Raw genomic sequence first — 26,795 nt, 5'->3', positions numbered from 1 at the left:
GGGCGTCAGCCGTTGGGTCCGCCGAGGAAGCTGCTGGGTCCGCCGTTGTTCCCGTTGTCGTTGCCGCCGCCGAACGTGACCAGGTCGATCGTCTGGCCCGCGTTGACGGTGCTGCCGGGGGGCGGGTTGGACGAGATGACGACCGCGTTGTCGTCCTGCGAGCCCTGGATGTTGCCGACCTGCAGGTTCGCCTGCGCCAGCATCTGCTTGACGTCCTTGAGCTTGTGGCCCTGGATGGCCGGCACCTGGACCTGGCTGTTCTGGACCTTGCCGACGTTGACCGCGACGGGCGTGTTCTTCGCGACCTGCTGGCCCGCCGGCGGGTTGGTCGAGAGGACCTTGCCGTCGTCGTCCGGGTTGTTGGTCGGCGTGTCGTTGCAGGTCGGCGTCAGGCCCAGCTGGGTCAGTTCGGCCTTGGCGTCGTCGCAGGACTTGCCGATGACGTCGTTGGGGACGGTGACCTTCTCCGCGGCCTTGGCGACGGTGAGGGTGATCGTGGTCCCCTTCTGCCGGCTCGTGCCGCCCTCCGGGGTCTGGTCGGTGACGACACCCGCGGTCTGGGTGGACACCACGTCCTTGCGCTCGACCTTGAAGCCCTTGTCCGTGAGCTGGCTCTCCGCCTGGTCGAACTGGATGCCGCGGACGTCCGGCACGGTCACCTTGGGGGCACCCGTGGAGACCGTCAGGTTGATCGTGGCGCCCTTGGCGACGTTCTTCCCCGGGGTCGGGTCCTGCTCGCAGACGCTGCCCTTGGGCTGGGCCTCACAGGGCTTGTGGGCGGTGACCGCCACCTTCAGGTCGACGTTGTCGGCCTCGCTCCGGGCACCCGCCAGCGTCTGGCCGACGAAGTTCGGCACCGGCACCTTGTCGCCCGCGTTGTGGCCGGTGAACGCCCACTTGCCGATCAGGATCGCGCCCACCAGCACGAGGATGCCCGCGACCACCAGCAGGATCGTGGAGGTGTTGGACTTCTTCGGCTGCTGGCGCCTGCGGTCGGGGCGGTCGTCGTAGCCGTAGCCGCCGTCGTCCGGGCTCATGGGCGGGAGCATCGTGGTCGCCCCGGCGCCCGCGTCCTGGCGCAGGGCGGTGGTCGCCTGGTCGTCCGGGTAGCCGCCGTAGCCGACGGAACCCATGGCCGCGGTGGCCGCGACCGGCTGGCCGTCCAGGCACGCCTCGATGTCGGCACGCATCTCGTCGGCCGACTGGTAGCGGTAGTTCGGGTCCTTGACCAGCGCCTTCAGGACGATCGCGTCCATCTCGGGGGTGATCTCGGGGTCGAAGACGGACGGCGGCTGGGGCTCCTCGCGGACGTGCTGGTAGGCCACGGCCACCGGGGAGTCACCGACGAAGGGCGGGCGGACGGTCAGCAGCTCGTAGAGGAGGCAGCCCGTGGAGTAGAGGTCCGAGCGGGCGTCGACCTGCTCGCCCTTGGCCTGCTCGGGAGAGAGGTACTGGGCCGTGCCGATGACCGCCGCGGTCTGGGTCATGGTCATCCCGGAGTCGCCCATGGCGCGGGCGATGCCGAAGTCCATCACCTTGACCTGGCCGTTGCGGGTCAGCATGACGTTGGCCGGCTTGATGTCGCGGTGGACGATGCCGTTGCGGTGGGCGTACTCCAGGCCCTGGAGGATGCCGACGGTCATCTCCATCGCGCGCTCCGGCAGGAGCTTGCGGCCGCTGTGCAGCAGCTCACGCAGGGTGGAACCGTCGACGTACTCCATCACGATGTACGGGATGGAGACCCCGTCGATGTAGTCCTCGCCCGTGTCGTAGACCGCGACGATCGCGGGATGGTTGAGCGAGGCGGCCGACTGGGCCTCCCGGCGGAACCGGGCCTGGAAGGACGGGTCGCGCGCGAGGTCCGCGCGCAGCGTCTTCACCGCCACGGTGCGGCCGAGGCGGGTGTCATGCGCGAGGTAGACCTCCGCCATGCCACCACGACCGAGCACCTGGCCCAGCTCGTACCGGCCGCCGAGGCGACGCGGCTCTTCCATAGCTACCTACCAGCCCTCTCCGTCGGTCCCGGCCGTCACGTCGATGCGCGACCGAGGCTGCCGTCCGGGCCTACGGTACCCGGCTCGCTTTGTATGACCTGGCCAAGCCCGGAACCCGATACAGGACCGGTATCGCAACGTGCATCGATGTGAAGGCGATGTGATGGGGGTCTCACTTCTTGGACTGGATGACCGCCTCCATGACGCTCTTCGCGATCGGAGCGGCCAGGCCGCCGCCGGAGATGTCGTCGCGGTTGGCGCTCTCGTCCTCGATGACCACGGCCACCGCGACCGGCGAGCTGCCGTCGGGGAGCTTCGCGTATGAGATGAACCACGCGTACGGGTTCGCGCTGTTCGCCACACCGTGCTGGGCGGTACCGGTCTTGCCGCCGACGGTCGCGCCGCTGATCTGGGCGTGCGTGCCCGTGCCCTGCTTGACGACGGTCTCCATCATCGACTGCAGTACCTGCGCGTTCTGCGGCGACAGCGGCCGGCTCATCTCCTCGGGCTTGGTCTTCACGACCGGGTCGAGGTTGGAGGACTGCAGCGAGTCGACCATGTACGGCTTCATCAGCTTGCCGTCGTCGGCGACCGCGGAGGCGACCATGGCCATCTGCAGCGGGGTGGCCGCGGTGTTGTACTGGCCGATGGAGGACAGCGCGGTCTGCGACTGGTTCATGTTGTCGGAGAAGACCGAGGCGTTGGAGCGGACCGGGGTGAACTGCTCCGAGTCGAAGCCGAACTTCTTGGCCTCGGCCAGCATCTTGTCGTTGCCGAGGTCGGCGCCGATCTTGCCGAAGACGGTGTTGCAGGAGTACTGGAGCGCGACCCGCATGGTCGCGTTCTTGCAGGGGATGTTGCCCTCGTTCTTCAGCTCGGTCCTGGTGCCGGGCATGACGTAGGGCAGCGGCGAGTCGGTCGGCGTGTCGGCCGAGGTGTACTTGCCGTTCTCCAGTGCGGCCGCCGCGGTGACCACCTTGAAGGTGGAGCCCGGCGGGTAGGTCTCGCGCAGCGCCCGGTTCAGCATCGGGTCGGCCGGGTCGTTCTTCTTCTGCAGGTTGGTCCAGGCCTTGGAGTCCTTGTCCGTGGAGTTGCCCGCGAAGGACGACGGGTCGTACGACGGGTACGAGGCCAGGGCGAGGATCTTGCCGGTGGACGGCTCCAGGGCGACGACCGCGCCCTTGCCGCCCTGCCGCTGCAGACCGCTGAACGCCGCCTTCTGCGCGGCCGCGTTCAGCGTGGTGACGACGTTGCCGCCCTGCTTCGGCTTGCCCGTGAGCATGTCCAGGGTGTTGCGGAAGAAGAGCCGGTCGTCGTTGCCGGTGAGGATGCCGTCGTCGAGCTTCTCCAGCTGGGTGCTGCCGAAGGCCTGCGAGGAGTAGCCGGTGACGGGGGCCCACATGGCCCCGTTCTTGTAGGTGCGCTTGTACTTGAAGTCGCCGCTCTTGGCCTCGACCGACCCGGTTATCGGGTTGCCGTCGACGATGATGTCGCCGCGCGGGGAGGCGTACCGCTCGATGGCGACCCGGCGGTTGTTCGGGTCCGTGCGCAGCGCGTCGGCCTTCATGTACTGCAGGTAGTTGTCGCGGATGAGCAGGGCCAGGACGAGGAGGCCACAGAAGATCGCGATCCGGCGCAGGGGCTTGTTCATGACGGGCGGACCACCTGGGTCATCTCGGCGTCGGGGTTGGCGGCGGGCGCGGGAGCCGGGCGGCGGGCGGTGTCGCTGATACGGATCAGGATGCCGATGAGCGCCCAGTTGGCGATGACGGACGAACCACCGTACGCGAGGAACGGCATGGTCATACCGGTCAGCGGGATGAGGCCCATCACACCGCCGGCCACGACGAACACCTGGAGCGCGAAGGCGCCGGACAGGCCCACGGCGAGCAGCTTGCCGAACGGGTCGCGGGCGGCGAGCGCGGTGCGCACACCGCGCTCCGCGATCAGGCCGTAGACCATCAGGATCGCCATGATGCCGGCCAGGCCCAGCTCCTCGCCGAAGGTGGCGAGGATGAAGTCGGAGTTCGCGGCGAAGCGGATCAGTTCGGAGTGACCCTGGCCCCAGCCGGTGCCCAGGGTGCCGCCGGAGCCGAACGCCCACAGGGCCTGCTGGAGCTGGTCGGAGTGGGCGATGCCGTCGTGGGTCACCATGCGGCTGAGCTTGAACTCGCGCATCGGGTCGAGCCAGGCCTGCACACGGGTCTGGATGTGCGGCTCGAAGCTCGCCACGCCGACGGCGCCGGCCGCGGACATCAGCAGACCGAAGACGATCCAGCTGGTCCGCTCGGTGGCGACGTACAGCATGATCACGAACATGCCGAAGAACAGCAGCGACGTACCGAGGTCGGTCTCGAAGACCAGGATCAGGATCGACATCGCCCAGACGACGAGGATCGGGCCCAGGTCGCGGCCGCGGGGCAGGTAGAGGCCCATGACCCGGCGGCTGGCGAGCGCGAGCGCGTCCCGCTTGACCATCAGGTAGCCGGCGAAGAAGACGGCCAGCACGATCTTGGCGAACTCGCCCGGCTGGATGGTGAAGCTGCCGACGTGGATCCAGATCTTGGCGCCGAAGACGTTGGCGCCCAGGCCCGGGACCAGCGGAAGCAGCAGCAGGACCAGCGCGGCCACCATGGAGATGTAGGTGTAGCGCTGCAGGGCTCTGTGGTCCTTGAGGAAGATCAGCACCGCGACGAACAGCGCAATGCCCATCGCCGTGTACAGCAGCTGGTTGGTGGCCTTGCCGCCGGCCACGCCGATCGACTGCAGCAGCTTGGACTGGTCCAGCCGCCAGATGCACACCAGGCCGAGCCCGTTGAGCAGGGTGGCCAGCGGCAGCAGCAGGGGGTCGGCGTACGGGGCGAACTTCCGCACGACCAGGTGGGCGACGCCGGCCAGCAGGCCGAGGCCCAGGCCGTAGCTCAGCAGCCCGGCGGGCACCTGGTTGTCGATGGCCAGGCCCACGTTGGCGTAGGCGAACACCGGGATGACCACGGCGAAGACCAGCAGGGCCAGCTCGGTGTTGCGGCGGCTCGGCGCGCCGATCGCGCCGATGGTGGACGTGTGATGCGTCGGCGAGTTAGTCGTACTGCTCATCGTGTGACAGGGCCTCTCACGGCTTGCCTACTGCTTACCGCACAGCGAGACGACCTTCTGCTCATCCTCCGAGAGGGTGGGGCCGGGGCTGGGGTTCGCGGACGGGGTCGTGGACGGGGACTTGGAAGACCCCGGGGAGGTCGGGGACGTCTTGGAGGCAGACGGGTTGGGCGTCGGGGAGGTCTTGGTGAAGGCGGTGCGGGTGCCGGTGGTGCCGCCCGCCGCCTTGCCGCCCTTGGAGTTGTGCGCGCTGTCGGCGGCCTGGCGCTCGGACTCCTTCTTGCAGGCCGAGGCCTGCACGGCCAGCTCCTGGACCTTGGACCGGGCGTCCTGCAGACCGCCCTCGGCGATCGTCGCCTTCACCTGCTTCTGCTGGTAGGGCGGCAGGTACTTGAGTTCGATCTCGGGGTGGTCGGTCTCCACCTTCGACAACGACACCCATGCCAGGTCCTGGCTGATGCCGCGGTACAGGGCGACGTGCTCCTCGTTGGCGCCGACGTAGTACTGGGTCTGCGTCCACCGGTAGCCGCCGTACAGTCCGCCGCCGATGACGGCGAGGGCCAGGACGCCGTAGAGGGATCTCTTCAGCCACCTGCGCTTGCGGGGCTTGGTGAAGTCGTCGTCGCCGTACTCGCCGAAGCTGTCGGCCGGGACGTAGCCGGTGGTGTCGCCGGAGCCGGGCGGGCCGAACTCGCCGCCGCCGTGCCCGCGGCCCTGCCGGCCGAGGTGCGAGGCGCGGCCGGCCGGGGTCTGCATGATGCCGTTGTCGTGCAGGTGGTGCTGGTTCTCGGCGACCGCGCCGACCACGACCGGCTGGTCGGAGAACTGTCCCGCGAGGGTGTCCCCGGTGTCCAGGTCGAGGACGTCGGCGATGATGACGGTGATGTTGTCCGGGCCGCCGCCGCGCAGCGCGAGCTGGATCAGCTCCTGCACGGTCTCCTGCGGGCCCTGGTAGCTGGCGAGGGTCTCCTCCATCGTCTGGTGGGAGACCACGCCGGACAGGCCGTCGGAGCAGATCAGGTAGCGGTCGCCGGCGCGGACCTCGCGGATGGACAGGTCGGGCTCGACGTGGTCGCCGCTGCCGAGGGCGCGCATCAGCAGGGAGCGCTGCGGGTGGGTGGTGGCCTCTTCCTCGGTGATCCGGCCCTCGTCGACCAGCCGCTGCACCCAGGTGTGGTCCTGGGTGATCTGGGTGAGTACCCCGTCGCGCAGCAGGTAGGCACGGGAGTCGCCGACGTGGACGAGACCGAGCCGCTGCCCGGTCCACAGCAGGGCGGTGAGCGTCGTGCCCATGCCCTCGAGCTGGGGGTCCTCCTCGACCATGGAGCGCAGCTGGTCGTTGGCCCGCTGCACGGCCGCGCCGAGGGAGGTGAGGATGTCGGAGCCGGGCACGTCGTCGTCGAGCGTGACCAGGGTGGAGATCACCTCGGAGGAGGCGACCTCGCCGGCCGCCTGGCCGCCCATGCCGTCGGCGATCGCGAGCAGGCGGGGACCGGCGTAACCGGAGTCCTCGTTGCCCTCGCGGATCATGCCCTTGTGCGATCCGGCGGCAAAGCGCAGTGACAGACTCATGCGCACCTCGCCCGTCGGCTCCGGGTACAGCCGGTCGTGTCGAGCCACACTGCCCACCCTCCGGTCGGGAGCGCGCCGGAGACCGGGTGGCGGCCTGCCGCTGCGTGCTCGCTCCGCTCGCGCTCACTCATGATGTAGCACTACTTCCGCAGCTCGATGACGGTCTTGCCGATGCGGATCGGCGCGCCCAGCGGGATCGGTGTGGGGGTCGTCAGCCGGGACCGGTCCAGGTAGGTGCCGTTCGTGGAGCCCAGGTCCTCGACGATCCACTGGCCGTCGCGGTCCGGATAGATCCTGGCATGGCGGCTGGAGGCGTAGTCGTCGTCCAGCACGATCGTGGAGTCGTGCGCCCGGCCCAGGGTGATCGTCTGGCCCTGGAGCGCGACGGTGGTGCCGGTCAGTGTGCCTTCGGTCACGACCAGCTTGCTGGGGGCGTTGCGGCCGCGCCGGCCGCCGCCCCCCTGCTGTGCGCGCTGGGGCGGGGGCGCGGCCTGCTGCCGGGCCGGTGGCGTCTGCGGCCGTCCGGCCTCCCTACGCGATCCGCGCTGGGTGACGCGCGTACCGAACAGGTCGCTCCGGATGACCTGCACGGCCACGATCACGAACAGCCACAGTACGGCCAGGAAACCCAGCCGCATGACCGTGAGGGTCAGCTCTGACATTGCCCCCGCTTCACCCTTCGGCTTGCCTATAGATAACGGTGGTGCTGCCCACGACGATCCGCGAGCCGTCGCGGAGCGTAGCGCGGGTGGTGTGCTGCCCGTCCACCACGATGCCGTTGGTGGAGCCGAGATCCTGGATCGTCGAGGGCGTTCCGGTCCGGATCTCGCAGTGCCGGCGGGAGACGCCGGGGTCGTCGATCCGCACGTCGGCCTCGGTGCTGCGACCCAGCACCAGCGTCGGGCGGGAGATCTGGTGGCGGTTGCCGTTGATCTCGATCCAGTAGCGGGTGCGCCCGCCGCTCATCGGTGCGGCCGCGGGCCGCTGCGTGGCGGGCTGGGGGTAGCCGTAGCCGCCGGGCCGGGCGCCGGGCGGCGGCGCGGACGGCATCGGGGGCGCTCCGGCGGGCGTGGCCGGCTGGGCGTAGGCGGCCGGGGCGCCCTGTGCCGCGCGTCCGGCGGACGGTGCCGCGGGCGCCTGCTGGCTGCTGGAGGAGGCCAGGGTGCGCGAGCGCACCCGGTACAGGCCGGTGTCCAGGTCCTCGGCCTTCTCCAGGTTGACCTTGATCGGGCCCATGAAGGTGTAGCGCTGCTGCTTGGCGTAGTCGCGCACCATGCCGGCCAGCTCGTCGCCCAGCTGCCCGGAGTAGGGGCTGAGGCGCTCGTGGTCCGGCGCGCTCAGCTCCACGATGAAGTCGTTGGGTACGACGGTCCGGTCACGGTTCCAGATGGTCGCGTTGTTGTCGCACTCGCGCTGGAGCGCGCCGGCGATCTCCACGGGCTGGACCTCGGACTTGAAGACCTTGGCGAAGGTGCCGTTCACCAGGCCTTCGAGACGCTGCTCGAACTTCTTCAGGACTCCCATGGGGCACCTCCTCCGTCCCTGCCGTTTCGTTGCCCTGCTCTGTGCGCTGTCTTGCCCGGTCGTGCTGGTACTGCGTACTGATCGTATCTACGCGCCCGGCAATCAGCCGGTTCCCCCAGGCGGTCCCCTTCGAACTCCTTCGAGGCCTTCGTCGGGGAACTCTTCCCGCCATGGATCGTAGAGGGGGGCGAGGACCAGTGTCCCGCACCCGGCTGTGGACCCTGCCCGCCTCTTGGAGAGATGACGCGGACCGGTACGAGGTTGATACGTGAACAGGGACTCCTTGATACGCGGGCGGATGCGCGGGCGCTGTGGGGGCGGTCACGGGGTGCGGCCGGGGCCCGGGAAGGGATGTGAACCCACCCCGTACGGCGTGCTAATGTTCTGGATGTCGGAAGGGGCCAGCCCGAAAGGGACGGAAACGGAAGACACACCCAATGCGCGGGTGGCGGAATAGGCAGACGCGCTGGATTCAGGTTCCAGTGCCCGAAAGGGCGTGGGGGTTCAACTCCCCCCTCGCGCACACCGGAGAGACGGGTCTCTGCAGGTGACGGAAGTCACCGCAGGGGCCCGTCTTTCGTCGTACCCGCGCTTGTGAGGGATCGCACAGTCCCCGGGGCGGACGCCGCCGGCTCCGCCGGTGAGCTATCTCACGGGCGTGGTCGAGCACTTCCGCGCAAGTGATGCCGCTCTGTTACCCGGGCAGTTGACGGTGCCGGGCCCCCGCCTCAGGCGAGGAGTTGTTCCTTGGGGGTGCTGGGGCGGGGTGCGGGGGCGGTCTGTTCGGCGCGGAGGCGTTCCTCGTCGGTCTGGGCGACGCGGGACATCGCGAGGCGCAGGACCGGCGGGGCCATCATCGGCGTGAGGATGGCGATCAGCACGATGACGCTGTACATCGCGGTGCTGAGCAGGCCGAGGCGGATGCCGACGACCGCGATCACCACCTGGATGACACCGCGGGCGTTGATGCCCGCGCCGAGCGCGAGCGTCTCCCAGCGGCCGAGCCGGGCGGTGGCGCCCGCGGCGAAGGCCCCCGCGAACTTGCCGAGCACGGCGACGGCCAGGGCGGCCAGCGCCCACAGCGCGGTCGTGCCGTCGGCCAGCGAGGTCAGGTCGATCCGCAGCCCGGCGAGCGCGAAGAAGAGGGGGGAGAGGAACGACAGCACGGTGGTGTTGAGGGGCTCCAGGCGGTGGTCCTGGTCCGGGGTGCGGCAGCCGCCGACGAGGATGCCGCAGAGGAAGGAGCCGAGCAGGGCCTCGAAGCCGAGGGCCTGGGCGCCCGCACCGGACAGGACGAGCAGCAGCACGGTCGCGGTGACGGTGGCCCCGCGGGAGTCGGCCCGGCTCGCCCAGCGCATCGTCCGGCGCACGATCCAGCGGCCGGCGGTGAGCGTGACGGCGAGCAGCACCGCCATGTGCCACAGCGGGGTGGCGATCTCACGGGGGCCGACACCGGTGGTGGCCAGGGCCGTCACCACGGAGACCAGCAGCCAGCCCACGGCGTCGTCGACGGTGGCGACGACCAGGATCAGCTGGCCGACGGTGCGGTGGATCAGCTGCATGTCGACCAGCACCCGGCCGATGATCGGAATGGAGCTGACGCACATGGCGACGCCGATGAACGCGGCGAACACCGGGGTGTCCGCGGTCGGCGAGGCGAGCCGGTGGGGCAGCGCGAAGCCCAGCCAGACGCCGAGCGCCAGCGGCAGCAGCAGGGCCACGGCGCTCACGCCGGCCGCCGTGCGGCCTTGGCGCCGGGCCAGTTTCAGGTCGATGTGCATGCCGGTGAAGCCCACCAGGAGCAGGACGCCGAGCTGGCCCACGGCGTCCAGCAGATGCATCTGCGCCGGGTCCCTCGGCAGCAGCCGGGCGAAGACGCCGGGTGCGACATGGGCCAGGAAGGACGGCCCGAGCAGCACGCCCGCGGCGAGTTCGCCCACGATGGCCGGCATGCCCAGCCGCCGGGCCAGCCGGCCCAGCACCATGGCCAGTCCGAGGAGCGTGCCTGTCTGGAGCAGGAACAGCAGCAGTGCGCCGGCCGGCAGCGGCGGGACCGCGTCGACGGCCTGGGTGACCGAGCCCATGGGATTCCTCACTGCGGATCGATCGGACGGGGAAGTGGTCCGTCACGCGGGGGACGCGTGGACGGGCCGCGGGCGCGGGAGCCGGTCGAGGAAGCCGGTCAGGGCGGCCAGGACGGCGGCGCGGTTGGCGGGGGACAGGATGAAGAAGTGGTCGCCCGGGTGGACCGAGACCTCGCAGGGACCGCTGGTGCGGGCCGACCAGCCGGGCAGGTCGGCCGCCGCGACATAGGGGTCCTCGGCGCCGCCGAGCATGAGGAGCCGCTGGTCGAGGGTCCTTGTCTCGGTCTCCGCGCTGGTGCGCAGGTCCAGCTGGATGTCGCTGCGGAAGAGGGCGATCAGCCGCTCGCGCCAGTAGGCGTCGGTGAGCAGCTGGGGGGAGGTGTGGCCGACCGCGCCGAAGAAGCCGGTGATCTCCTCGTCGCTCAGGTCCAGCATCTTCGCGAGGGCGACGCCGGACGGTTCCCGGCCGCTGATCACCACGCCTTGGCAGCTGCCGGGCGCGGTCAGGGCCAGGGCCAGCGCCAGGCTCGCGCCCATGCTGTGCCCGAGGAGCGCGGTGGGCAGCGCGGTCCGGCCGGCGAGTTCGGCGGCCAGTTCGCCGAGGAACTGCGCGCCGTCGGTGAGGGGCGGTTCCGCGAACCGGCGCTCCCGGCCCGGCAGGGCGACGCCGAGGAGTTCCACGGTGGCGGGCAGTCCGGTCAGCAGCGGGCGCAGGGAACTGGCCCCGGCCGCGGCGTACGGGAACACCAGCAGCCGCGAGGTGGGCTCGCCGGCCGCCTTGCGCAGGGGGAAGAGCCACTGCGATGTGCTGCTCACGGGAGGTGACCTCTCTGGGAACGGGGTGGGGGTGGTGCGGGTGGGTGACGCGGCGGGGGCGGCCGGTTCCGGCGCCGGGCGGGGAGCCGGCCGCCCCCGGGGCGGGCGGCGCTCAGGCGGCCGTCCCGGCACCGCCGGCGGTGGCGCAGCGGCGGATGGCCGCGGCGATCGCGCTCAGCCCGCTGTTCTCGTACAGGTCGTCCGGCGGGAGCGCGTCCTCGCCGAACAGCTCCTCGGCGGCGGCGATCAGCCGGGCGGCGGCCAGCGAGGTGCCGCCGATGGCGAAGAAGTCGGAGGTCGTGTCCTGGGCCGGCAGGCCGAGGCTCCGGCAGCTCTCCACGACCCAGTTCTCGATCTCCTCCTGGGTGGTGGGGCGGACGGCGGTGGTCTCCTGGATGGTCATGCCGAAACCTTTCGTGCGTTGCGGACGGGGAAGCGGTAGCCGTTGACGTTCTCCTGCAGGTACCGGTTGTGGCCGTAGTCGTCCTGGCCGGAGGTGAGGACCGTGCCGTAGCGCTCCAGGCTGATCGTGGAGCCGAACTCCTTGAGCTCGGTCAGACCGGGGTAGACGCGCGCGCTGGTCGGCAGGTAGCGCACCGAGTAGCCGATGCGGGCCTGGTCGGCACTGGTGTTGGGGTGCGAGGCGTGCATCAGCGTGGACCAGAAGATGATGAACTGGCCGGGCTTCATCACCGCGGAGACGGCCCTGGACTCGTCCGGCGCCCAGTCGGCGTCCTTCTGCAGCTGGCGGTAGTCGTAGCCGAAGAAGCCGCGGCGGGTGCCGTTCTTCTCCAGGTTGTTGACGATGTCCGAGTCGTAGTTCAGGCCCTTGGACTCGTCGTAGTACATGGTCCGGTGCGTGCCGGGGATGAACTGGAGGCAGCCGGTCTCGATGCTGGCCTCGCTGAAGGCGGTCCACACCGTGACGGTGCCGCGCTGCGAGGAGTCGGCCGGCCACTGGATCTGCGGCAGGTTGGCGTCGGTGAGGCTGGAGAAGTCCTCGGCCTGGTGCCAGTCCGTGCCCTCGTCACCCGGGTACTTGGGCAGGAACTCCGAGCGCCAGCACAGGGTGTCCTCGCCGAGGACGGAGGAGACGCGGTCGACGATCTCGGGCCGGGTGATGTGCTGGGCCAGGAAGTCGATGTCGAAGTGGCGGTCGTAGTTGGAGATGGCCGAGGCGGCCTTCTCACCGCTGTAGATGGACTTCCTGAAGTTGAGCAGCTTGGGACGCAGGGCGCGCAGGTCCTGCGCCATCTCGTCCTCGTCGTACAGGTCGAACGGACCGATGTAACCGTCCCGCTCGAACTTGGCCAGCTCCTCGGGGGTCAGTGAGAAATCGTGCTGTGCCATGGTGTGGTTCTCCTCATCTGATGGGTGGGAGGTTCTGCGGTCTGCGGGTGCGCCGGGCCGTCAGCCGGCGAGGCGCCGGCCGGCCTCGGCGCGCAGCTTGGCGGCCAGGTCGTCGATGGCGGAGCAGGTGTAGAGGTCGCCGATGGTCACTCCCCATTCGGGGAGGGCGCGTTCGAGGATCGTGTGCACCCGGATGAGCAGCAGCGAGTCGCCTCCGACGTCGAAGAACCAGTCGCCGCCGGTGAAGTCGTGGTGGCCGAGGACCTGTTCCCAGGCGGCGGCGATGGTGGACTCCAGACCGTCGCCCGCCGCTGTCGCTGTCGCTGTCGCTGTCGCCGCCGGGGGCGGGGGCGGGACGGGCGGGTGTGCCGGTGCCGTGCCGTGGGCCGGGGCCGCCGCGGCGACCAGCCGGGCCGCGTCGAGCTTGCCGTTGGGCGTCACCGGGAACTCCGTCACCGCGGCCCACAGGCCGGGCTGCGCGTGCCCCGGCAGGTTCCGGGCGGCGAAGTCCTCGAGGCCGTCCGGGAGTTCGGTGCCCTCCGCGGGTACGACCGCGGCCAGCAGCTGATGGTCGCCGTTGCCGAGGGGGACCACCGGTACGGCCGCGTCCCGTACGCCGGGGTGGCGGCGCAGCACCTCGGCCACCTGGTCCGGCTCGACGCGGAAGCCGCGGACCTTCACCTGGCGGTCGCGCCGGCCGAGGAAGCGGAGGTTGCCGTCGGCGTCCCAGCGGACCAGGTCGCCGGTGCGGTACAGGCGCGGGCCGCCGGGCCGGCCGAAGGTGCCGAAGGCCCGGTCGGTCTCCTCGGGCAGGCCCGCGTAGCCGAGGGCGAGTCCGGTGCCGTAGGTGAACAGTTCGCCGATCCCGCCGGGCGGTACCGGGTGGCCCGCCGGGTCCAGGACCAGGACGCCGGTGCCCGTGATCGGCCGGCCGATGGGCAGGGCGCCCGTGGGCACCTCGGCCGGGTCGTCGACGTGGTGGACGGTGGTGAACGTAGTGTTCTCGGTGGGTCCGTAGCCGTTGCTGACGCGCAGCCCGGGGCAGGCCCGCAGCACCGTGGCGACCTGCGCCGGGGGCACCACGTCCCCGCCGGTGATCAGCTGGACCACGCGCCGGAAGGCGTCCGGCCGGAAGTCGGCGACCAGCCGGAACAGCCCGGCCGACAGCCACAGCCCGGTGATCTCCCGGTCCCGGACGAACCGGGCCAGGGCGCTCGCGACCACGTGCCGGCCGGGGAAGACCTCCAGCGTGCCGCCTGCCAGCAGCGGCGCGAAGATCTCCAGTGTGGAGGCGTCGAAGGCGAGGGGGGCCAGGCGCAGGAAGCGGTCGGCGGCGCCGGGCAGCAGGAAAGCGGGCCGGTGGGCCAGCCGTACGACGGCCCGGCAGGGGATCATGGCCCCCTTGGGGACGCCGGTCGTCCCGGAGGTGAAGGCGAGATAGGCGACGCGGTCCGGGTCGGCGGGTGCGGCCGGGGGCACCGGGCCGGTCCCGGGGTCGTACGGATCGACGGCCGCTAGGACCGTGCGGTCCCCGGTGGCGGCCGGGTCGGGCAGCCGGCCGGCGAGGGCCAGCACCACGCGTACGCCCGCGCGGTCCATGATCTGCGCGGTGACCGCGGGCGGGGCGTCGGCGCCGATGCCGACGTAGGCGGCGCCGAGCCGCAGCGCGGCGAGGAGGGAGACGATCTCCTGCGCGGAGCGGGGGACGGCGATGGCCACCCGGTCGCCCTCGCCGACCCCGGCGGCGGCCAGCGCGGCCGACTGGGCCCCGGTGGCCGCGAGGAGCTGACGGTAGGTCAGGGTGCGGCCGTCGCCGTCCCTGAGGGCGGCCGTGTCCGGGGCGCGCTCCGCGGCCGCCTCGATCAGCTGCCACAGGCCGCCGTGGCCGAAGTCGCCCGCCGGTCCGTCCGCGCGGGAGTCGAGCAGCCGCCGCTGGGCCGGGGTGACGGTGGTGACGCCGGTGAGCGGGCCGTCGGGGCCGGCGGCCATCTCGGCCAGCGCCCGGTCGAAGGCGGCGGCCAGGGCCATCGCGTCGGCCGGGGTGAGCACCGAGGTGGCGTACTCCAGGGCGAGGCCCGGTTCGGGGTCCCAGCGCAGGATGTGCAGCATGGCGTCGTAGGCGGTGCCGCCGGTGTGGCCGATGCGGATGTCGAAGGTGGCGCCGGTCGCGGGCAGGGAGCCGGGGACCAGTTCGCTGTGCGCGCCGAAGGCGATCTGCGCGAGCGGGTTGCGGGAGAGGTCGCCGCCGGCGCAGAGCGCCGTGACGAGGTCCTCGAAGGGGACCTTGCCGTGGCGCAGCGACTCGCGCAGGGAACGGGCGGTGCGCCGGACGAAGTCGGAGACGGTGCCCTCGGCGGGTATCTCGCAGGCCACCGGGCCGAGTCCGGTGGCGCCGCCCACGACCCGCATCGCGGCGCTCGTCGACCTGCCCACCGTCGGGATGCCCACGATCAGCCGGTCGCGCGCGGTGCGCCGGGCGACGGTCAGCACCCACGCGGCGAGCAGGACGGCGTTGCGGCTGACGCCGAGGGACGCGGCGAGCGCGGTGCAGCCGTTCCGGGCCGCGTCGGTCAGGGCGAACGGCAGGCGGGTGCCGGCGAACGTCCGGACCGCCGGCCGTTCCAGGTCGCTGGGCAGCTCGGCCACGGTGGGCCAGCCGGCCAGTTCCCCGGCCCGGCGGGCGGCCAGGTCACCGGCGCGTACGGCCTGTTCGGTCCCGGCCAGCCCCGGGGGAGAGGTGCGCGTCCTTGCCGGGGCTGAGGCGCACCGGGTGCAGGGTGGTGAGCCAGCCGACCGTGCGTGACAGGTCGGCGTCGCCGGTCCGGCCGTGGTGCTCCACGTCGACGAGCACCCCGCCGCCGTGGCCCCGCCGCTCGGTCAGGGCCATGGCCAGGGCGGTGAGCAGGACGTCCTCGACGCCCGCCCGGTAGCCGGCCGGCACGGTGGTGAGCAGGGGCCCGGTGTGCTCGGCGGGCAGCTCCAGGGTGAGGGTCCGGGCCGTGCCGAACACATCGCGGGCGGGGTCGGGGGCGCGCCCGGCCAGCGGCGGTCCGGCGGGAGCCAGCAGCTTGGTCCAGTACGGGAGTTCGGCGAGCCGTGCGGGCGCGGTGGCCTGGGCGGCGAGCCGCCGGGCCCAGCCGCGCAGCGGGACGGGCACCGGGTCGAGGCGGGGCCGCGCGCCGCGGGCCGCCGCCTCCCAGGCGGTGCGCAGATCGGGCACGAGGATCCGCCAGGACACCTCGTCCACGGACAGGTGGTGGACGACGGCCAGCAGCCGCCCGGAGCGTCCCGGGCCCCGGTCGAACCAGACGAAGCGCGCCATCTGCCGCTCCTGCGGCGCCAGTTCGCGGCGCGCCCGGTCGGCAGCCGCGGCCACGGCGGCGCGCAGCCCGGCCTCGTCGAGCCCGGCGGCGGACACGGTCCGCACACAGTCCCAGGCGCGTACGGCGCCGGGGGCCGCCACGTCGAGCGACCACCGGCCGGCGCCGTGCACGGTGCGGCGCAGCCGGAACGCCTCGTGCCGGTCGAACAGCGCCTGCACGGCCGCGACGACGGTCTCCGGACCCGGCGCGGGGGGTACCCGCAGCACGCTCGCCTGGTGGAAGTCGCCCTCGTCGTCGCCCAGTTCGCGCAGCCAGCACACCATCGGCGTGACCGGCACCGGTCCGGCGCCCTCGTCCACGGGCTCGTCGGGCACCGCCCGCGCCGTGGCCACCGGGCGGGCGGCGCGGGCCAGCGCGGCGACCGTGCGCCGGGAGAACACGTCCTTGGGGGTGAACTCCAGGCCGGCCGCGCGGGCCCGGGCGACCAGCTGGATCGACATGATCGAGTCGCCGCCCAGCGCGAAGAAGCCGTCGTCGGCGGTCACCTCGGCCACGCCCAGCACCTGCGCGAACAGCTCGGCCAGGCGCTCCTCCACGGGCCCCCGGGGCGCGCGTCCGCCCGGGGCCCGGTGCGCGGCCGGCGCGGGCAGCGCGCGGCGGTCCAGCTTGCCGTTCGGGGTGAGCGGCAGCGCGTCCAGGAGTACGACGGCCGCCGGCACCATGTACTCGGGCAGGGCCGTCGCCGCGTGCGCGAGCAGCTCGTCCCCCGTGGGCGCCGTACCGCCGGGCACCGCGTACGCCACCAGCCGCTGCCCGCCGGGCGCCTCCTCGCGGACCACGACCGCGCACTGGTCGACCGCCGGGTGGCGCAGCAGCACGGACTCGATCTCGCCCGGCTCGATCCGCTGCCCGCGCAGCTTGACCTGGTGGTCGGCGCGGCCCAGGAACTCCAGCTCGCCGTCCTCCGTCCAGCGCACCACGTCGCCGGTGCGGTACATCCGCTCGCCGGGGGCGCCGAACGGGCAGGCGACGAACCGCTCGGCGGTCAGCACGGCCCGGTGGGCGTATCCGGAGGCCAGCTGCCGCCCGGCGAGGTACAGCTCGCCCGGCACGCCCGGCGCCACCGGGCGCAGCGCCTCGTCCAGGACGTAGACGCGGGTGTTCCACACCGGGCGCCCGATGGGCACGGTCGGTGCGCCGCCGGGCGGGCAGGGCCGGTAGGTGACGTCCACGGCGGCCTCGGTGGGGCCGTAGAGGTTGTGCAGCCGCGCGTCCAGCCGCTCGTGGAAGCGCGCGCAGGTCTCGGGGGACAGCGCCTCCCCGCTGGTGAAGACGTGGCGCAGGCCGCCGCACTCGGCGGCGCCGGGCTCCTGCAGGAAGACCTGGAGCATCGACGGCACGAAGTGGCAGACGGTGACGGACTCCCGCCGGATCAGCCGGGCGAGGCCGGCGGCGTCCTTGTGGACGCCCGGGGCGGCGACGACGAGGGTGGCGCCGGTCTGCGGCGCCCAGAAGAACTCCCAGACGGAGACGTCGAATCCGGCGGGCGTCTTCTGCAGGACGCGGTCGCCGGGGCCGATCGGGTACTGGTCCTGCATCCACAGCAACCGGTTGACGATGGCGGAGTGCGGCACGACCACGCCCTTGGGGCGGCCGGTGGAGCCGGAGGTGAAGATGACGTAGGCCGGGCTGCCGGGGTGGATCCGGCGCGCGGGCACCCCTTCCGGCAGCCTGCCGCACCAGGGACCGTCGTCCTCCGTCTCCTCCTCATCGACCGGGCCCGCCGCCCCGTCGTACGACAGCTTGTCCAGGAGCAGCCGGGGCACCGGGTTCCGCGGCAGCCGGCCGGTGGCCGCCGCGGTGGTCAGCAGCAGGGCGGGCGCCGAGTCCTCCAGCATCCAGCCGATCCGCTCGGCCGGGTGGTCGATGTCCACGGGGACGTAGGCGGCGCCCGCCGCGAGCACCGCGTGCAGGGCCACGACGAGATCCGCCGACCGGGGCAGGGCCACGGCCACGAAGTCGCCGTCGCGCACGCCCCGGGCGCGCAGCACCCGGGCGAGCCGACCGACCCGCGCGGCGAACTCGGCGTAGCCGATCCCGCGCCCGTCCGCCACCAGCGCGACCGCGTCCGGCGTGCGGGCCGCCTGCGCCTCGAAGAGGTCGGGCAGCGTGGTGTCCGGCACCTCCCGCCCGGTGGCGTTCCACTCGTGCAGCACCTGGCGGCGCTCCTCGGGCGTCAGCAGCGGGATCCGGCCGACCGGGGTGTCCGGGGCGGTGGCGAAGGTCCTCAGCAGCGACTGCAGCCGGGCCGCGAGCCGTTCGACGGTCCGCTCCTCGAACAGGTCGCCGCGGTAGCTGAGCGCCAGCCGCAGCCGGCCGTGCCCCGGGGCGACGGTGAGGTTCAGCGGGTAGTGCGTGGCTCCGGTGGCGTCGGCGCCCTCGTCGTCGTCCGCGAGCGGGGCGATCCGCAGGCCGTCCGCGGGCACCGCCGCCTCGGCGGCCCCCGTGACCGGGGCGCTGACGAAGGCGACCGTGCTGTCGTACAGCTCGCTCATGCCGACCCGGCGGTGGATGCCGGCCAGGCCCAGGAAGTGGTACGGCTCCAGCTCGGCCTGCTCCCGCTGGACGCGCTCCAGCAGCGCCGCCAGCGGCTCGACGGGGCGCATCCGCACCCGGACCGGAGCGGCGTTGATCAGCGGGCCGACGATCTCCTCGACCCCGTCCAGCTCCGGCGGGCGGCCCGAGACGGTCTGCCCGAACACCACGTCCGGGCGGCCGGTCAGACCGCTCAGCAGCAGCGCCCAGGCGCCCTGCACCACGGTGTTCAGGGTGAGCCCCGCGGCGCGCGCGGTCGCCGTGACGGCGGCGGTCACTTCCTCGGGCACGTCGCTGACGTGCAGCCGGGGCAGCGCCCGGGGGCCGCTCGCGGTCCGGCCGCCGGCCACCAGCGTCGGGCCCGGCAGCCCGTCCAGGGCGCGGGCCCAGGCCTCCTCGGCGGCCTCCCGGTCCTGCCGGCCCAGCCAGCCCAGGTAGCGCCGGAACGGGACCGTCCCCGGCAGCCCGGAGGCGTCCGCGCGGCGGGTGTACAGCAGCTCCAGGTCCCGCATGACCAGCTGGAACGACCAGGCGTCCAGCAGGATGTGGTGGTACGTCAGCACCAGTACGTGCCGGTCGTCCGCGAGGCGCGCCAGGGTCAGCCGCAGCAGCGGCGGGCGGCCCAGGTCGAAGCCGCGGGCCCGGTCCTCGGCGCGGTACCGGTTCAGCCGGTCCCGCTGCTCGGCGCGCGGCAGACCCCGCAGGTCCAGCTCGGCCCAGGGCACGTCCACGGTCCGCCGGATCAGCTGCACGGGCTGCCCGGACCTGCGCACCTGGAACCCGGCGCGCAGCACCTCGTGCCGGCGCACCAGCTGCGCCACGCACTCCCGCAGCACCTCCGCCGACAGCGGCCCGGCCAGGTCGAAGGAGACCTGGATCGAGTAGGCGTCGACGGCGTCGTCGTCGTACAGGGCGTGGAAGAGCATCCCCTCCTGCAGTGGTGTCAGCGGCAGAGCGGCTTCCAGCAGTGACTGCGTCATGGTCGGACTCTCCAAGGGCGCTTGTACCGGCGGACATCTCTCGCCGCTGCCTCGATGCTCCGGCCGCCCCCGGCCCCGTCTCCAGGCAGAGCGACGGCAACTGGGCGGGAGGTACGACAGCGGAACTGCCGGTGCGGGCAGGTGGGTTGTCGGGTGGCTGTCGGACGGCTGCGGGGTGGCTGCCGCGTGGGGCGAGCGGCAGGAACAGTCCACGCGGGGCGACCGGCAGGACCCGGTCGGGGAGGGGAAGCGCCGGGCCCCTGTGCTGCCGCCGCGCTGCCTGGGGCGACGGCGTGGCCCGCCCCTACCGTTCCGACCGGCGGCACCCCACCAGGCTCCCGGCCGGCGGCCGCCGTCCCATCCCTTCCCGTACACCGATCGAGAGGACGAGGCGATGACCGAACCGCAGGAGACGGACACCACCCAGGCGTTCGAGGAGCTGGTCGAGGACGAGTACAGCCGTCCGCAGACCTGCCTCATCCCGACGGCCGTGCGCTGACCGCACGCGGCCGGCCCACCGAAGAAGAGGTCCACACCATGCGCCTGCGTGTTTCGCCGCTGGTCGTCTTCGCCTGGCGGAACGGCCAGCTGGTCTGCGACGACCCGGTGCACCGCCGGCAGCTGGCCCTGAGCCCGGCCGCCCAGCGCGTGCTGCCGTACTTCGCGGACTGGGCGGAGGCGGGCGACGCCGCCGGGTCCGGCACCCCGCCGGACCCGCGGCTGGTCCACCGTCTGCTCCAGGCCCACGTCCTGATCGCGGAGGGCTCCCCCGAGGACGGGCTCGCCCGCTCCCTGGGCGCCTGGTCCGAGTGGGGCACGGCGGCGACCTACTACCACCTGGCCACCCGGACGGCCGACGACGAGCCGTTCCGCACCGCGGCCGAGGACACCGCCTGGCTCGTCGGGCACCTGCCGGACCGTCCCGAGCCACCGGAGACGAAGCAGTACCCGGACGCCGAACGCCACTTGCTGCCCCCGGTGGACCGGCTCCGCCTGGGCGCCGGGGACCACGTGTCCCCGCGGTCACAGGGCCACGCCGACCTGGGCACCGTCCTGCGCGGCCGCCGTACCACCCGTGCCTTCGACGCCCACCGGTCCATGACCGCGGCGCAGCTGTCCGCCCTGCTGCACTGGGTGGCCGCGCCCCAGCACCGGGTCAGCACCCCCGGGCTGCGGCCCGCGATGCTCAGGACCAGCCCGTCCGGCGGCGCCCGGCACTCGATCGAGGTGTACCCGGTCGTGCTCCGCGTCGACGGCGTGCCCTCCGGCGTCTACCACTACCACCCCACCGACCACGCCCTGGAGCGCCTCGGCGACGCCCCGGCCGGTCCCGGCGACGCCGTCGGCTGGTGCGGCGACCAGAGCTACGCGGGCGGCGCGGGCGTACTCCTCTTCTACACGTCCGTGCTGGACCGGGTCGCCTGGAAGTACCGCACGCCCCGCACCTACCGCACCCTCTACATGGAGCTGGGCCACTTCAGCCAGACCGCCTACCTCGTGGGCACCGCCCTCGGCCTCGGCGTCTTCTTCACCGCCGCCACCCGGGACGCGGCCGTCGAGGAACGGCTCGGCATCGACTGGCGCGAGGAGATCCTGCTCGGCGTCAACGGCGCCGGAGTGCCGTCCGCCGCCGAGACCGAACGCCAGCGGGCCATGCTCGACGGAGGCGACGCGGGGTTCTCCTTCCCCGGCGACGACTGGGACGGACTGGCCGCGTGAACACCGGCGACGGCCGGACCGCCGGCATCCGCGCGCACCTCGACCTGGACCGCGCCGACCGCAACATCGCCCGGCTGCACCGCGCCGCCGCCGCACACGGCGTGCGGGTGCGGGCCCATGTGAAGGGGCACCGCACCACCGAGCTGGCACTGCGCCAGCTGCGGGCCGGTGCCGCGGGCATCGCGGTGACCCAGCTCGCGCAGGCCCGCGCCTACGTCGCCGCAGGCATCCGGGACGTGGTCGTCGCCCACCCCTGGACCGAGCCCTGGCGCCTGCGGGCGGCCGCCGAACTCGCCCGCCACTGCCGCCTGTCGGTGCACGTGGCCACCGAGGACGCCGTGTACGGCCTGGCCGCCGCGGCCCGCCGCGCGGGCACCACGGTCGGCGTCCGCGTCCAGCTGGGCACCGGCCTCGACGTCACCGCGACACCGGACGGCCGGGTCGTCGCCCTCGCCCGCACCGTGGTCTCGTGCCCCTCCCTGCGCCTCGACGGCGTCACCGCCTACCAGGCCCTCGTCACCCCACGGGCGGCGCGGGACGCGTACGGCACCGGGCGGGCGACCGCCGCCCACGTCGTACGGGCCGCCGGGCTGCTGCGCGCCGCGGACCTGCCCTGCCCCGCGGTCACGGTGGGCGGCACCCCCACCGCTGCCGGTGCCCTGTCGGTGCCGGGCGTCACGGAACTCTGCTCCGGTGCCTACGCCCTGTACGACACGGGCCTGGCCGCCGTCGGCGCCTGCGCCCCCGAGGACGTGGCACTCACGGTCGCGGCCCACGGCACGGAGGACCGCCGCCGGCTGGACGCGCTGCTGGAGCAGCACCCCTACCCCTGGCAGACCCCGGCCGACTGCGCCCGGCTCGCCACCACCGCACCGCCCGGCACACCCCTGCGCCCGCCCCACATCTGCCCCGTGACCCAGGGCATCACGACCCTCACCGTCCACGGCGGCTCCGAAGCACGCGCCCTCGGCACCTGGCAGGTGATCAACGACCAGGACCGCGAGCCGGGGACACCGAAGGAGGAGGCACCGGAGCGCACGGCGGAGGCCTTGGCGCCGATGGCGGAGAAGACGGAGACGGCGCAGGCACCGATGTCGATGGCGGAGACGGCGCAGGCGCCGGAGTCGATGGCGGAGCCGGCGGACGCATTGGCGTGGATGGCGGAGACGGCGGAGCGGAGGGCGGAGACAGCGGGCACATTGGCGTGGATGGCGGAGACGGCGGAGCGGAGGGCGGAGGCGCCGGTGTCGTCGGCGGTGACGGCGGTGCGGACGGTGTCGACCGTGTCCACCGTGTCTACGGTGTCGACGGGAGGTCCCCACCGATGACCCGCGAGGCGCGGACGACCCGCCCCCACAAGGCGCCCCCCGGCCGGTTCGCCGTGCTGCGCGTACCGGCCTACCGGCTGTTTCTCGGCGCCCAGTTCACCTCCACCTTCGGCGACTACCTGGTCGCCCCCGCGCTGGCCTTCGCCGTCCTGGACATCTCCGGATCGCCGACCGACCTCGGCCTCGTGCTCGCCGCGCGGACCGTGCCCCTCGTACTGCTGATGCTCCTCGGCGGTGTGCTGGCCGACCGGCTGCCCCGGCACCGGGTGATGCTCGGCGCCGATCTGGCACGGCTGCTCAGCCAGGGCACGGCCGCCGCCGACGTGCTCGGCGGACACGCGGCCGTCTGGCATCTCGTCGTGCTCCAGGCCGTGCACGGCACCGCGAGCGCCCTGTTCACACCGGCCGTCACCGGCCTGGTCCAGGAGACCGTGCCGGCCGGGCAGCGCCAGGCCGCCAACGCCCTGCGCGGCATCGGCCAGTCCACCGCGATGATCACCGGACCGCTCGCCGCGGCCCTGCTCCTCGTCACCACGGGCACCGGCTGGGCACTGGCCGCCGACGCCGCCACCTTCGGCATCAGCGCCCTCTGCCTGGCCCGGCTGCGGACGCCCGGCCGCCCGGCGGCCCGGCCCGGCGGCGTCCTGACCGAACTGCGCGAAGGCTGGCGGGAGTTCCGCTCCCGCACCTGGGTGTGGTCGGTGATCGTGATGGCCTCGCTGACCAACATGCTCTACGGCTTCGTCACCGTGCTAGGCCCCCTGGCCGCCGAACACGAACCGGACGGACGCGGCGCCTGGGGACTGCTCCTGGCGGGGTTCGGCGCCGGTGCCGTGTGCGGAGGCGCGGCCGCGCTCCTGGTCCGTCCGCGCCGCCCGCTGCGGGCGGCACTGCTGACGGTGACCCTGTTCGCCGCACCGCCGCTCGCGCTGTCCCGGGGAGCCTCCCTGCCGTCGGCGCTGCTCGCGATGTTCCTCGGCGGCGCCGGGCTGATGCTCTTCAACCCGCTCTGGGAGACCGCCCTGCAGGCCGGCGTGCCCGCCGCCGTGCTCTCCCGGGTCAGCGCCTACGAGTGGTTCGGCTCCTACGCCGCCCAGCCCCTCGGCCTCGCCCTGGCCGGCCCGGTGGCCGGCGCGATCGGCCTGCACACCGCCCTGCTGGTGTCGGGCACGGCCCAACTCATCGTCTCCCTCGCCCCGCTGACGGTGCGGGAGGTACGTGGGCGCGAGGGTGCGGCACCCGGTACGGACCCGGGGGCTCAGGCACCGGAGTTGTCCACAACCGCCGAGTAGTCCACGGGGTCTGACGCGTTCCGGCCACCGGTTGTACGGTCTCCACGAGTTGATGTTCGTGTCGAAGCCCGTGCCGGCGCCCGTCCGGGGCCGCGCCCGGGGTGGCGGGGGAGGTGGTCGCGATGACCGGAACGGGTGTGCGGGTGGCTGACGCGGCGGAGCCGGGACACCGCAGGCTGCCGCGGGTGCGCGGATTCGCCGAGTGGCCCCGGCAGGGCTCGCCCAAGGAGGAGGGCAAGGCGCTGCGGGCGAGCGTGCCGCGCCGGGTGCACAGCACCCTCGACCTGGACGCCGCCCGCCCCGACGCGGTGAGCGCGGTCACCGAGTCCAACGCGGGCCGGATCCCCGAACTGACCGCGATCCGGGTCGGCCGGATGGCGGCCTCGCCCTTCGCCTTCCTGCGCGGCTCGGCCGGACTCATGGCGCACGACCTGGCCCGCACCCCCATGACGAGGATCCGCACCCAGATATGCGGGGACGCGCACGCCGCCAACTTCGGGCTGTACGGCGACGCGCGCGGCGGACTCGTCATCGATCTGAACGACTTCGACGAGACCGTGCACGGCCCCTGGGAGTGGGACGTCAAGCGGCTCGCGACCTCGCTCGTGCTCGCCGGACGCGAGGCCGGCGCCGACGAGGACACCTGCCGGTCGGCGGCGCGGGACGCGGTCGGCGCCTACCGCCGCACCATGCGGCTGCTGGCGAAGCTGCCCGTGCTGGACGCGTGGAACGCCATCGCGGACGAGGAACTGGTCTCCCACACCGACGCGCACGACCTGCTCGGCACCCTGGAGCGGGTCTCGCAGAAGGCGCGGGCCAACACCAGCGGCCGGTTCGCGGCGAAGTCGACCGAGGTGGCCGGGGACGGCGGACGGCGGTTCGTCGACGCCTCCCCCGTGCTGCGCCGGATACCCGACGCCGAGGCCGCGGCGGTGGCCGCGTCCCTGGAGGAGTACCTGACGACGCTGTCCGAGGACCGGCACCCCCTGCTCGCCCGGCACGCCGTGCACGACGTGGCCTTCCGGGTGGTCGGCACCGGCAGCGTCGGCACCCGGTCGTACGTGGTGCTGCTCCTCGACCACCGCGGGGAGCCGCTGGTGCTCCAGGTGAAGGAGGCCCGCCCCTCAGCGCTGGTCCCGCACCTGGCCACGGCCGGGTTCGAGACACCGCGGGTGACGCACGAGGGCCGCCGGGTCGTCCTCGGGCAGCAGCGGATGCAGGTGGTCAGCGACATCCTGCTGGGCTGGACGACGGTCGACGGTCGACCCTTCCAGGTGCGCCAGTTCCGCAACCGCAAGGGCAGCGTCGACCCGGCCGCGCTCGCCGTGGACCAGATCGACGACTACGCCCGCATGACCGGCGCGCTCCTGGCCCGCGCCCACTCCCACGGCGCCGACCCCCGCCTGATCGCCGGCTACTGCGGCAAGAACGAGGAACTGGACGAGGCCACCGCCACCTTCGCCCTCACCTACGCCAACCTCACCGAAGCAGATCACACCCACCTGACCAAGGCCATCCAAACAGGGCGAATCCCCGCAGAACTGGGCGTGTGAGGAAGAGCCGGGGAGCGAGAGAGCCGGCGCGTGAGGGCGGGCCGCTGTGAGGAGGTCCGGGTGGTGAGGGAGAGATAGGGGTGTAACGGAGAGCCGGGGATGCGAGGGACAGGGCCGAGCCCGGCCGCCCCAGCGGGGAGCAGGGCAGCCCCCAAGGGCGCGGCCAACCGGCCGAGCGATATCGCGAACGGCACGGCAGCTCCCCAGGGGCGCGGGGAACTGCGCGAACACCCCCCACAACCCGCACCCGGCAACGAACCCGAACCCCTCCCCACCCGGCCCCCAAGCCCCGCACCCGGCAGCGAATCCGCACTCTTCCCCACCCGGGCCCACGGCCCAAGCCGAGCGCAGCGGCTACGCTGGGCGGGTGACGACCCCGGAAGCTGAGCAGCCCCAGCCACCCCGGCCCGAGGAGCGGCTCGAGCAGGCCGTACGGGCCGCCGAGCAGGCCTTGATCGAGTACGAGATCGCCGTAGAGACCTTCCGCGTCGAGGTCGAGAACTTCGCCCGGCTGCACGAGCAGAGACTCGGCCCGCTCTACGCCCGCATCGAGCAACTGGACGCCGAGATCGCGGAGGCGAAGGCCGCCCGCACCGGCGACCCGGAGGACATCCGCCGCGCCGAGGAGGCCCGCGCCCGCGTCCTGCCCATCCCCGGCGTCGAGGAACTGCTGCACGGCTGGATGGACGGCCAAGGCCTCTACCCGGAGGCCGCGGCCATGCTCACGGACCAGCCGGTTCGGCCCCCGGAGCGGGTGCGGCCCAGCGAGGAGGCCCGCAAGCTCTACCGCGAGCTGGCCCGCAAGGCCCACCCCGACCTGGCGCAGGAGGAGGACGAGCGCAAGCGCCGCGAGGAGTTCCTCAGCCGCGTCAACGCCGCCTACGCCCGGGGCGACGAGACCCTGCTGCGGGAGCTCGCCGAGGAGTGGGCCGCCGGTCCGGTCCCGCCGGAGCGGCGCCCGAGCCCCGCCGAGGAGTTGTACGCCCGCCTCGAATGGCTCGCCCAGCGCAAGGAACTGCTCAACCTCGTCGCCCGGGAACTGGAGGACGGCGCGATCGCGGGCATGCTCCGCCTCGCCCCGGACGACCCCGACGCGCTGCTCGAGGAGATCGCCGACAGGCTCCGTGCCGACATCACCCAGCGGGAGACGGAGCTGGCGGACCTCCTGGGGCAGGACTGAACCGCACCGTCCTTCGGGTAGCGTCGGAGACATGAATTTCGGAGCTGGTGTGCCCACGGTCGAGGTCACGGACCTCAAGGACGGCGACTTCCTGCTGGACGTCCGCGAGGACGACGAGTGGCAGGCGGGCCACGCCGAGGGGGCACTGCACATCCCGATCAGCGAGTTCGTGGCCCGCTACGGCGAGCTGACCGAGGCCGCCCCGCAGGACGGCCGGGTGCACGTCATCTGCCGCTCCGGCGGCCGGTCCGCGCAGGTCACCATGTACCTGGTGCAGCAGGGCGTCGACGCGGTGAACATCGACGGCGGCATGCAGTCCTGGGCCGCCGCGGGCCGCCCGGTGATTACCGCGGACGGCAACCCGGGCCACGTGCTGTAGCCCCCCGGCC

Annotated in this window: 18 protein-coding genes and 1 tRNA gene; 7 read left to right on the top strand and 12 right to left on the bottom strand. The window is 73.1% G+C overall.

Features of this window, described 5'->3' with window-relative positions:
- Positions 1-5: 5 nt before the first annotated feature.
- The 6 genes from pknB to ACZ7FF_RS10245 all read right to left on the bottom strand — a co-directional run bounded on the left by pknB (position 6) and on the right by ACZ7FF_RS10245 (position 8,186).
- Positions 6-1,994 (bottom strand): Stk1 family PASTA domain-containing Ser/Thr kinase, encoded by a 1,989-nt coding sequence (gene pknB, locus ACZ7FF_RS10270; protein WP_470811058.1) that lies wholly within the window; start codon positions 1,992-1,994, stop codon positions 6-8.
- A gap of 172 nt (positions 1,995-2,166) precedes the next feature.
- Entirely contained in the window at positions 2,167-3,645 is a 1,479-nt protein-coding gene (locus tag ACZ7FF_RS10265; RefSeq protein ID WP_470811056.1) for a peptidoglycan D,D-transpeptidase FtsI family protein, read from the bottom strand.
- Positions 3,642-5,090, bottom strand: a complete 1,449-nt coding sequence (locus ACZ7FF_RS10260; RefSeq protein WP_470811054.1) for an FtsW/RodA/SpoVE family cell cycle protein — start codon at positions 5,088-5,090, stop codon at positions 3,642-3,644. Before ACZ7FF_RS10260 ends, ACZ7FF_RS10265 begins: the two co-directional genes overlap by 4 nt.
- A gap of 27 nt (positions 5,091-5,117) precedes the next feature.
- Positions 5,118-6,662, bottom strand: coding sequence for a Stp1/IreP family PP2C-type Ser/Thr phosphatase (locus ACZ7FF_RS10255; RefSeq protein ID WP_470811454.1), 1,545 nt, complete (start codon positions 6,660-6,662; stop codon positions 5,118-5,120).
- Positions 6,663-6,802: 140 nt separating this feature from the next.
- A complete protein-coding gene (locus tag ACZ7FF_RS10250; protein WP_470811052.1) occupies positions 6,803-7,324 on the bottom strand; it encodes an FHA domain-containing protein FhaB/FipA in 522 nt (173 codons plus the stop codon).
- 10 nt (positions 7,325-7,334) lie between these two features.
- On the bottom strand, positions 7,335-8,186 hold the full coding sequence (locus ACZ7FF_RS10245) for an FhaA domain-containing protein (RefSeq protein WP_470811051.1): 852 nt from the start codon (positions 8,184-8,186) through the stop codon (positions 7,335-7,337).
- A 439-nt stretch (positions 8,187-8,625) separates the two neighbouring features.
- On the opposite strand from ACZ7FF_RS10245, the gene ACZ7FF_RS10240 reads away from it, so the two are divergent.
- A tRNA-Leu gene (locus ACZ7FF_RS10240) sits at positions 8,626-8,709 on the top strand.
- Between the two features lie 205 nt (positions 8,710-8,914).
- Here ACZ7FF_RS10240 and ACZ7FF_RS10235 read toward each other — a convergent pair.
- The 6 genes from ACZ7FF_RS10235 to ACZ7FF_RS10210 all read right to left on the bottom strand — a co-directional run bounded on the left by ACZ7FF_RS10235 (position 8,915) and on the right by ACZ7FF_RS10210 (position 19,334).
- Positions 8,915-10,270: a cation:proton antiporter gene (locus ACZ7FF_RS10235; RefSeq protein ID WP_470811049.1), complete on the bottom strand. Its 1,356-nt coding sequence runs from the start codon at positions 10,268-10,270 to the stop codon at positions 8,915-8,917.
- A 42-nt stretch (positions 10,271-10,312) separates the two neighbouring features.
- Complete coding sequence (locus ACZ7FF_RS10230; protein ID WP_470811047.1) at positions 10,313-11,086, bottom strand: thioesterase II family protein; 774 nt, start codon at positions 11,084-11,086, stop codon at positions 10,313-10,315.
- Positions 11,087-11,198: 112 nt separating this feature from the next.
- On the bottom strand, positions 11,199-11,489 hold the full coding sequence (locus tag ACZ7FF_RS10225; RefSeq protein WP_470811045.1) for a phosphopantetheine-binding protein: 291 nt from the start codon (positions 11,487-11,489) through the stop codon (positions 11,199-11,201).
- Positions 11,486-12,436: a chlorinating enzyme gene (locus ACZ7FF_RS10220; protein WP_470811043.1), complete on the bottom strand. Its 951-nt coding sequence runs from the start codon at positions 12,434-12,436 to the stop codon at positions 11,486-11,488. The genes ACZ7FF_RS10225 and ACZ7FF_RS10220 overlap by 4 nt, the downstream gene beginning before the upstream one ends.
- A 60-nt stretch (positions 12,437-12,496) precedes the next feature.
- Entirely contained in the window at positions 12,497-15,082 is a 2,586-nt protein-coding gene (locus ACZ7FF_RS10215; RefSeq protein WP_470811041.1) for a non-ribosomal peptide synthetase, read from the bottom strand.
- Positions 15,083-15,125: 43 nt separating this feature from the next.
- A complete protein-coding gene (locus ACZ7FF_RS10210) occupies positions 15,126-19,334 on the bottom strand; it encodes an amino acid adenylation domain-containing protein (protein ID WP_470811039.1) in 4,209 nt (1,402 codons plus the stop codon).
- Positions 19,335-19,871: 537 nt separating this feature from the next.
- On the opposite strand from ACZ7FF_RS10210, the gene ACZ7FF_RS10205 reads away from it, so the two are divergent.
- From ACZ7FF_RS10205 to ACZ7FF_RS10180, 6 genes are all read left to right on the top strand, one after another.
- On the top strand, positions 19,872-21,053 hold the full coding sequence (locus tag ACZ7FF_RS10205; protein ID WP_470811037.1) for a SagB/ThcOx family dehydrogenase: 1,182 nt from the start codon (positions 19,872-19,874) through the stop codon (positions 21,051-21,053).
- Positions 21,050-22,381, top strand: coding sequence for an alanine racemase (locus ACZ7FF_RS10200; protein WP_470811035.1), 1,332 nt, complete (start codon positions 21,050-21,052; stop codon positions 22,379-22,381). Before ACZ7FF_RS10205 ends, ACZ7FF_RS10200 begins: the two co-directional genes overlap by 4 nt.
- On the top strand, positions 22,378-23,673 hold the full coding sequence (locus tag ACZ7FF_RS10195) for an MFS transporter (protein WP_470811034.1): 1,296 nt from the start codon (positions 22,378-22,380) through the stop codon (positions 23,671-23,673). Before ACZ7FF_RS10200 ends, ACZ7FF_RS10195 begins: the two co-directional genes overlap by 4 nt.
- Positions 23,674-23,795: 122 nt before the next feature.
- Complete coding sequence (locus ACZ7FF_RS10190; RefSeq protein WP_470811032.1) at positions 23,796-25,226, top strand: DUF2252 domain-containing protein; 1,431 nt, start codon at positions 23,796-23,798, stop codon at positions 25,224-25,226.
- Between the two features lie 367 nt (positions 25,227-25,593).
- A complete protein-coding gene (locus ACZ7FF_RS10185) occupies positions 25,594-26,406 on the top strand; it encodes a hypothetical protein (protein ID WP_470811030.1) in 813 nt (270 codons plus the stop codon).
- A 49-nt stretch (positions 26,407-26,455) separates the two neighbouring features.
- The gene (locus tag ACZ7FF_RS10180) at positions 26,456-26,785 is read left to right on the top strand and encodes a rhodanese-like domain-containing protein (protein WP_470811452.1); all 330 of its coding nucleotides are present in this window, start codon (positions 26,456-26,458) and stop codon (positions 26,783-26,785) included.
- Positions 26,786-26,795 lie beyond the last annotated feature (10 nt).

Source organism: Streptomyces sp. NPDC037126, assembly GCF_055605965.1.
This window is presented reverse-complemented; position numbering and strand designations above follow the sequence as displayed.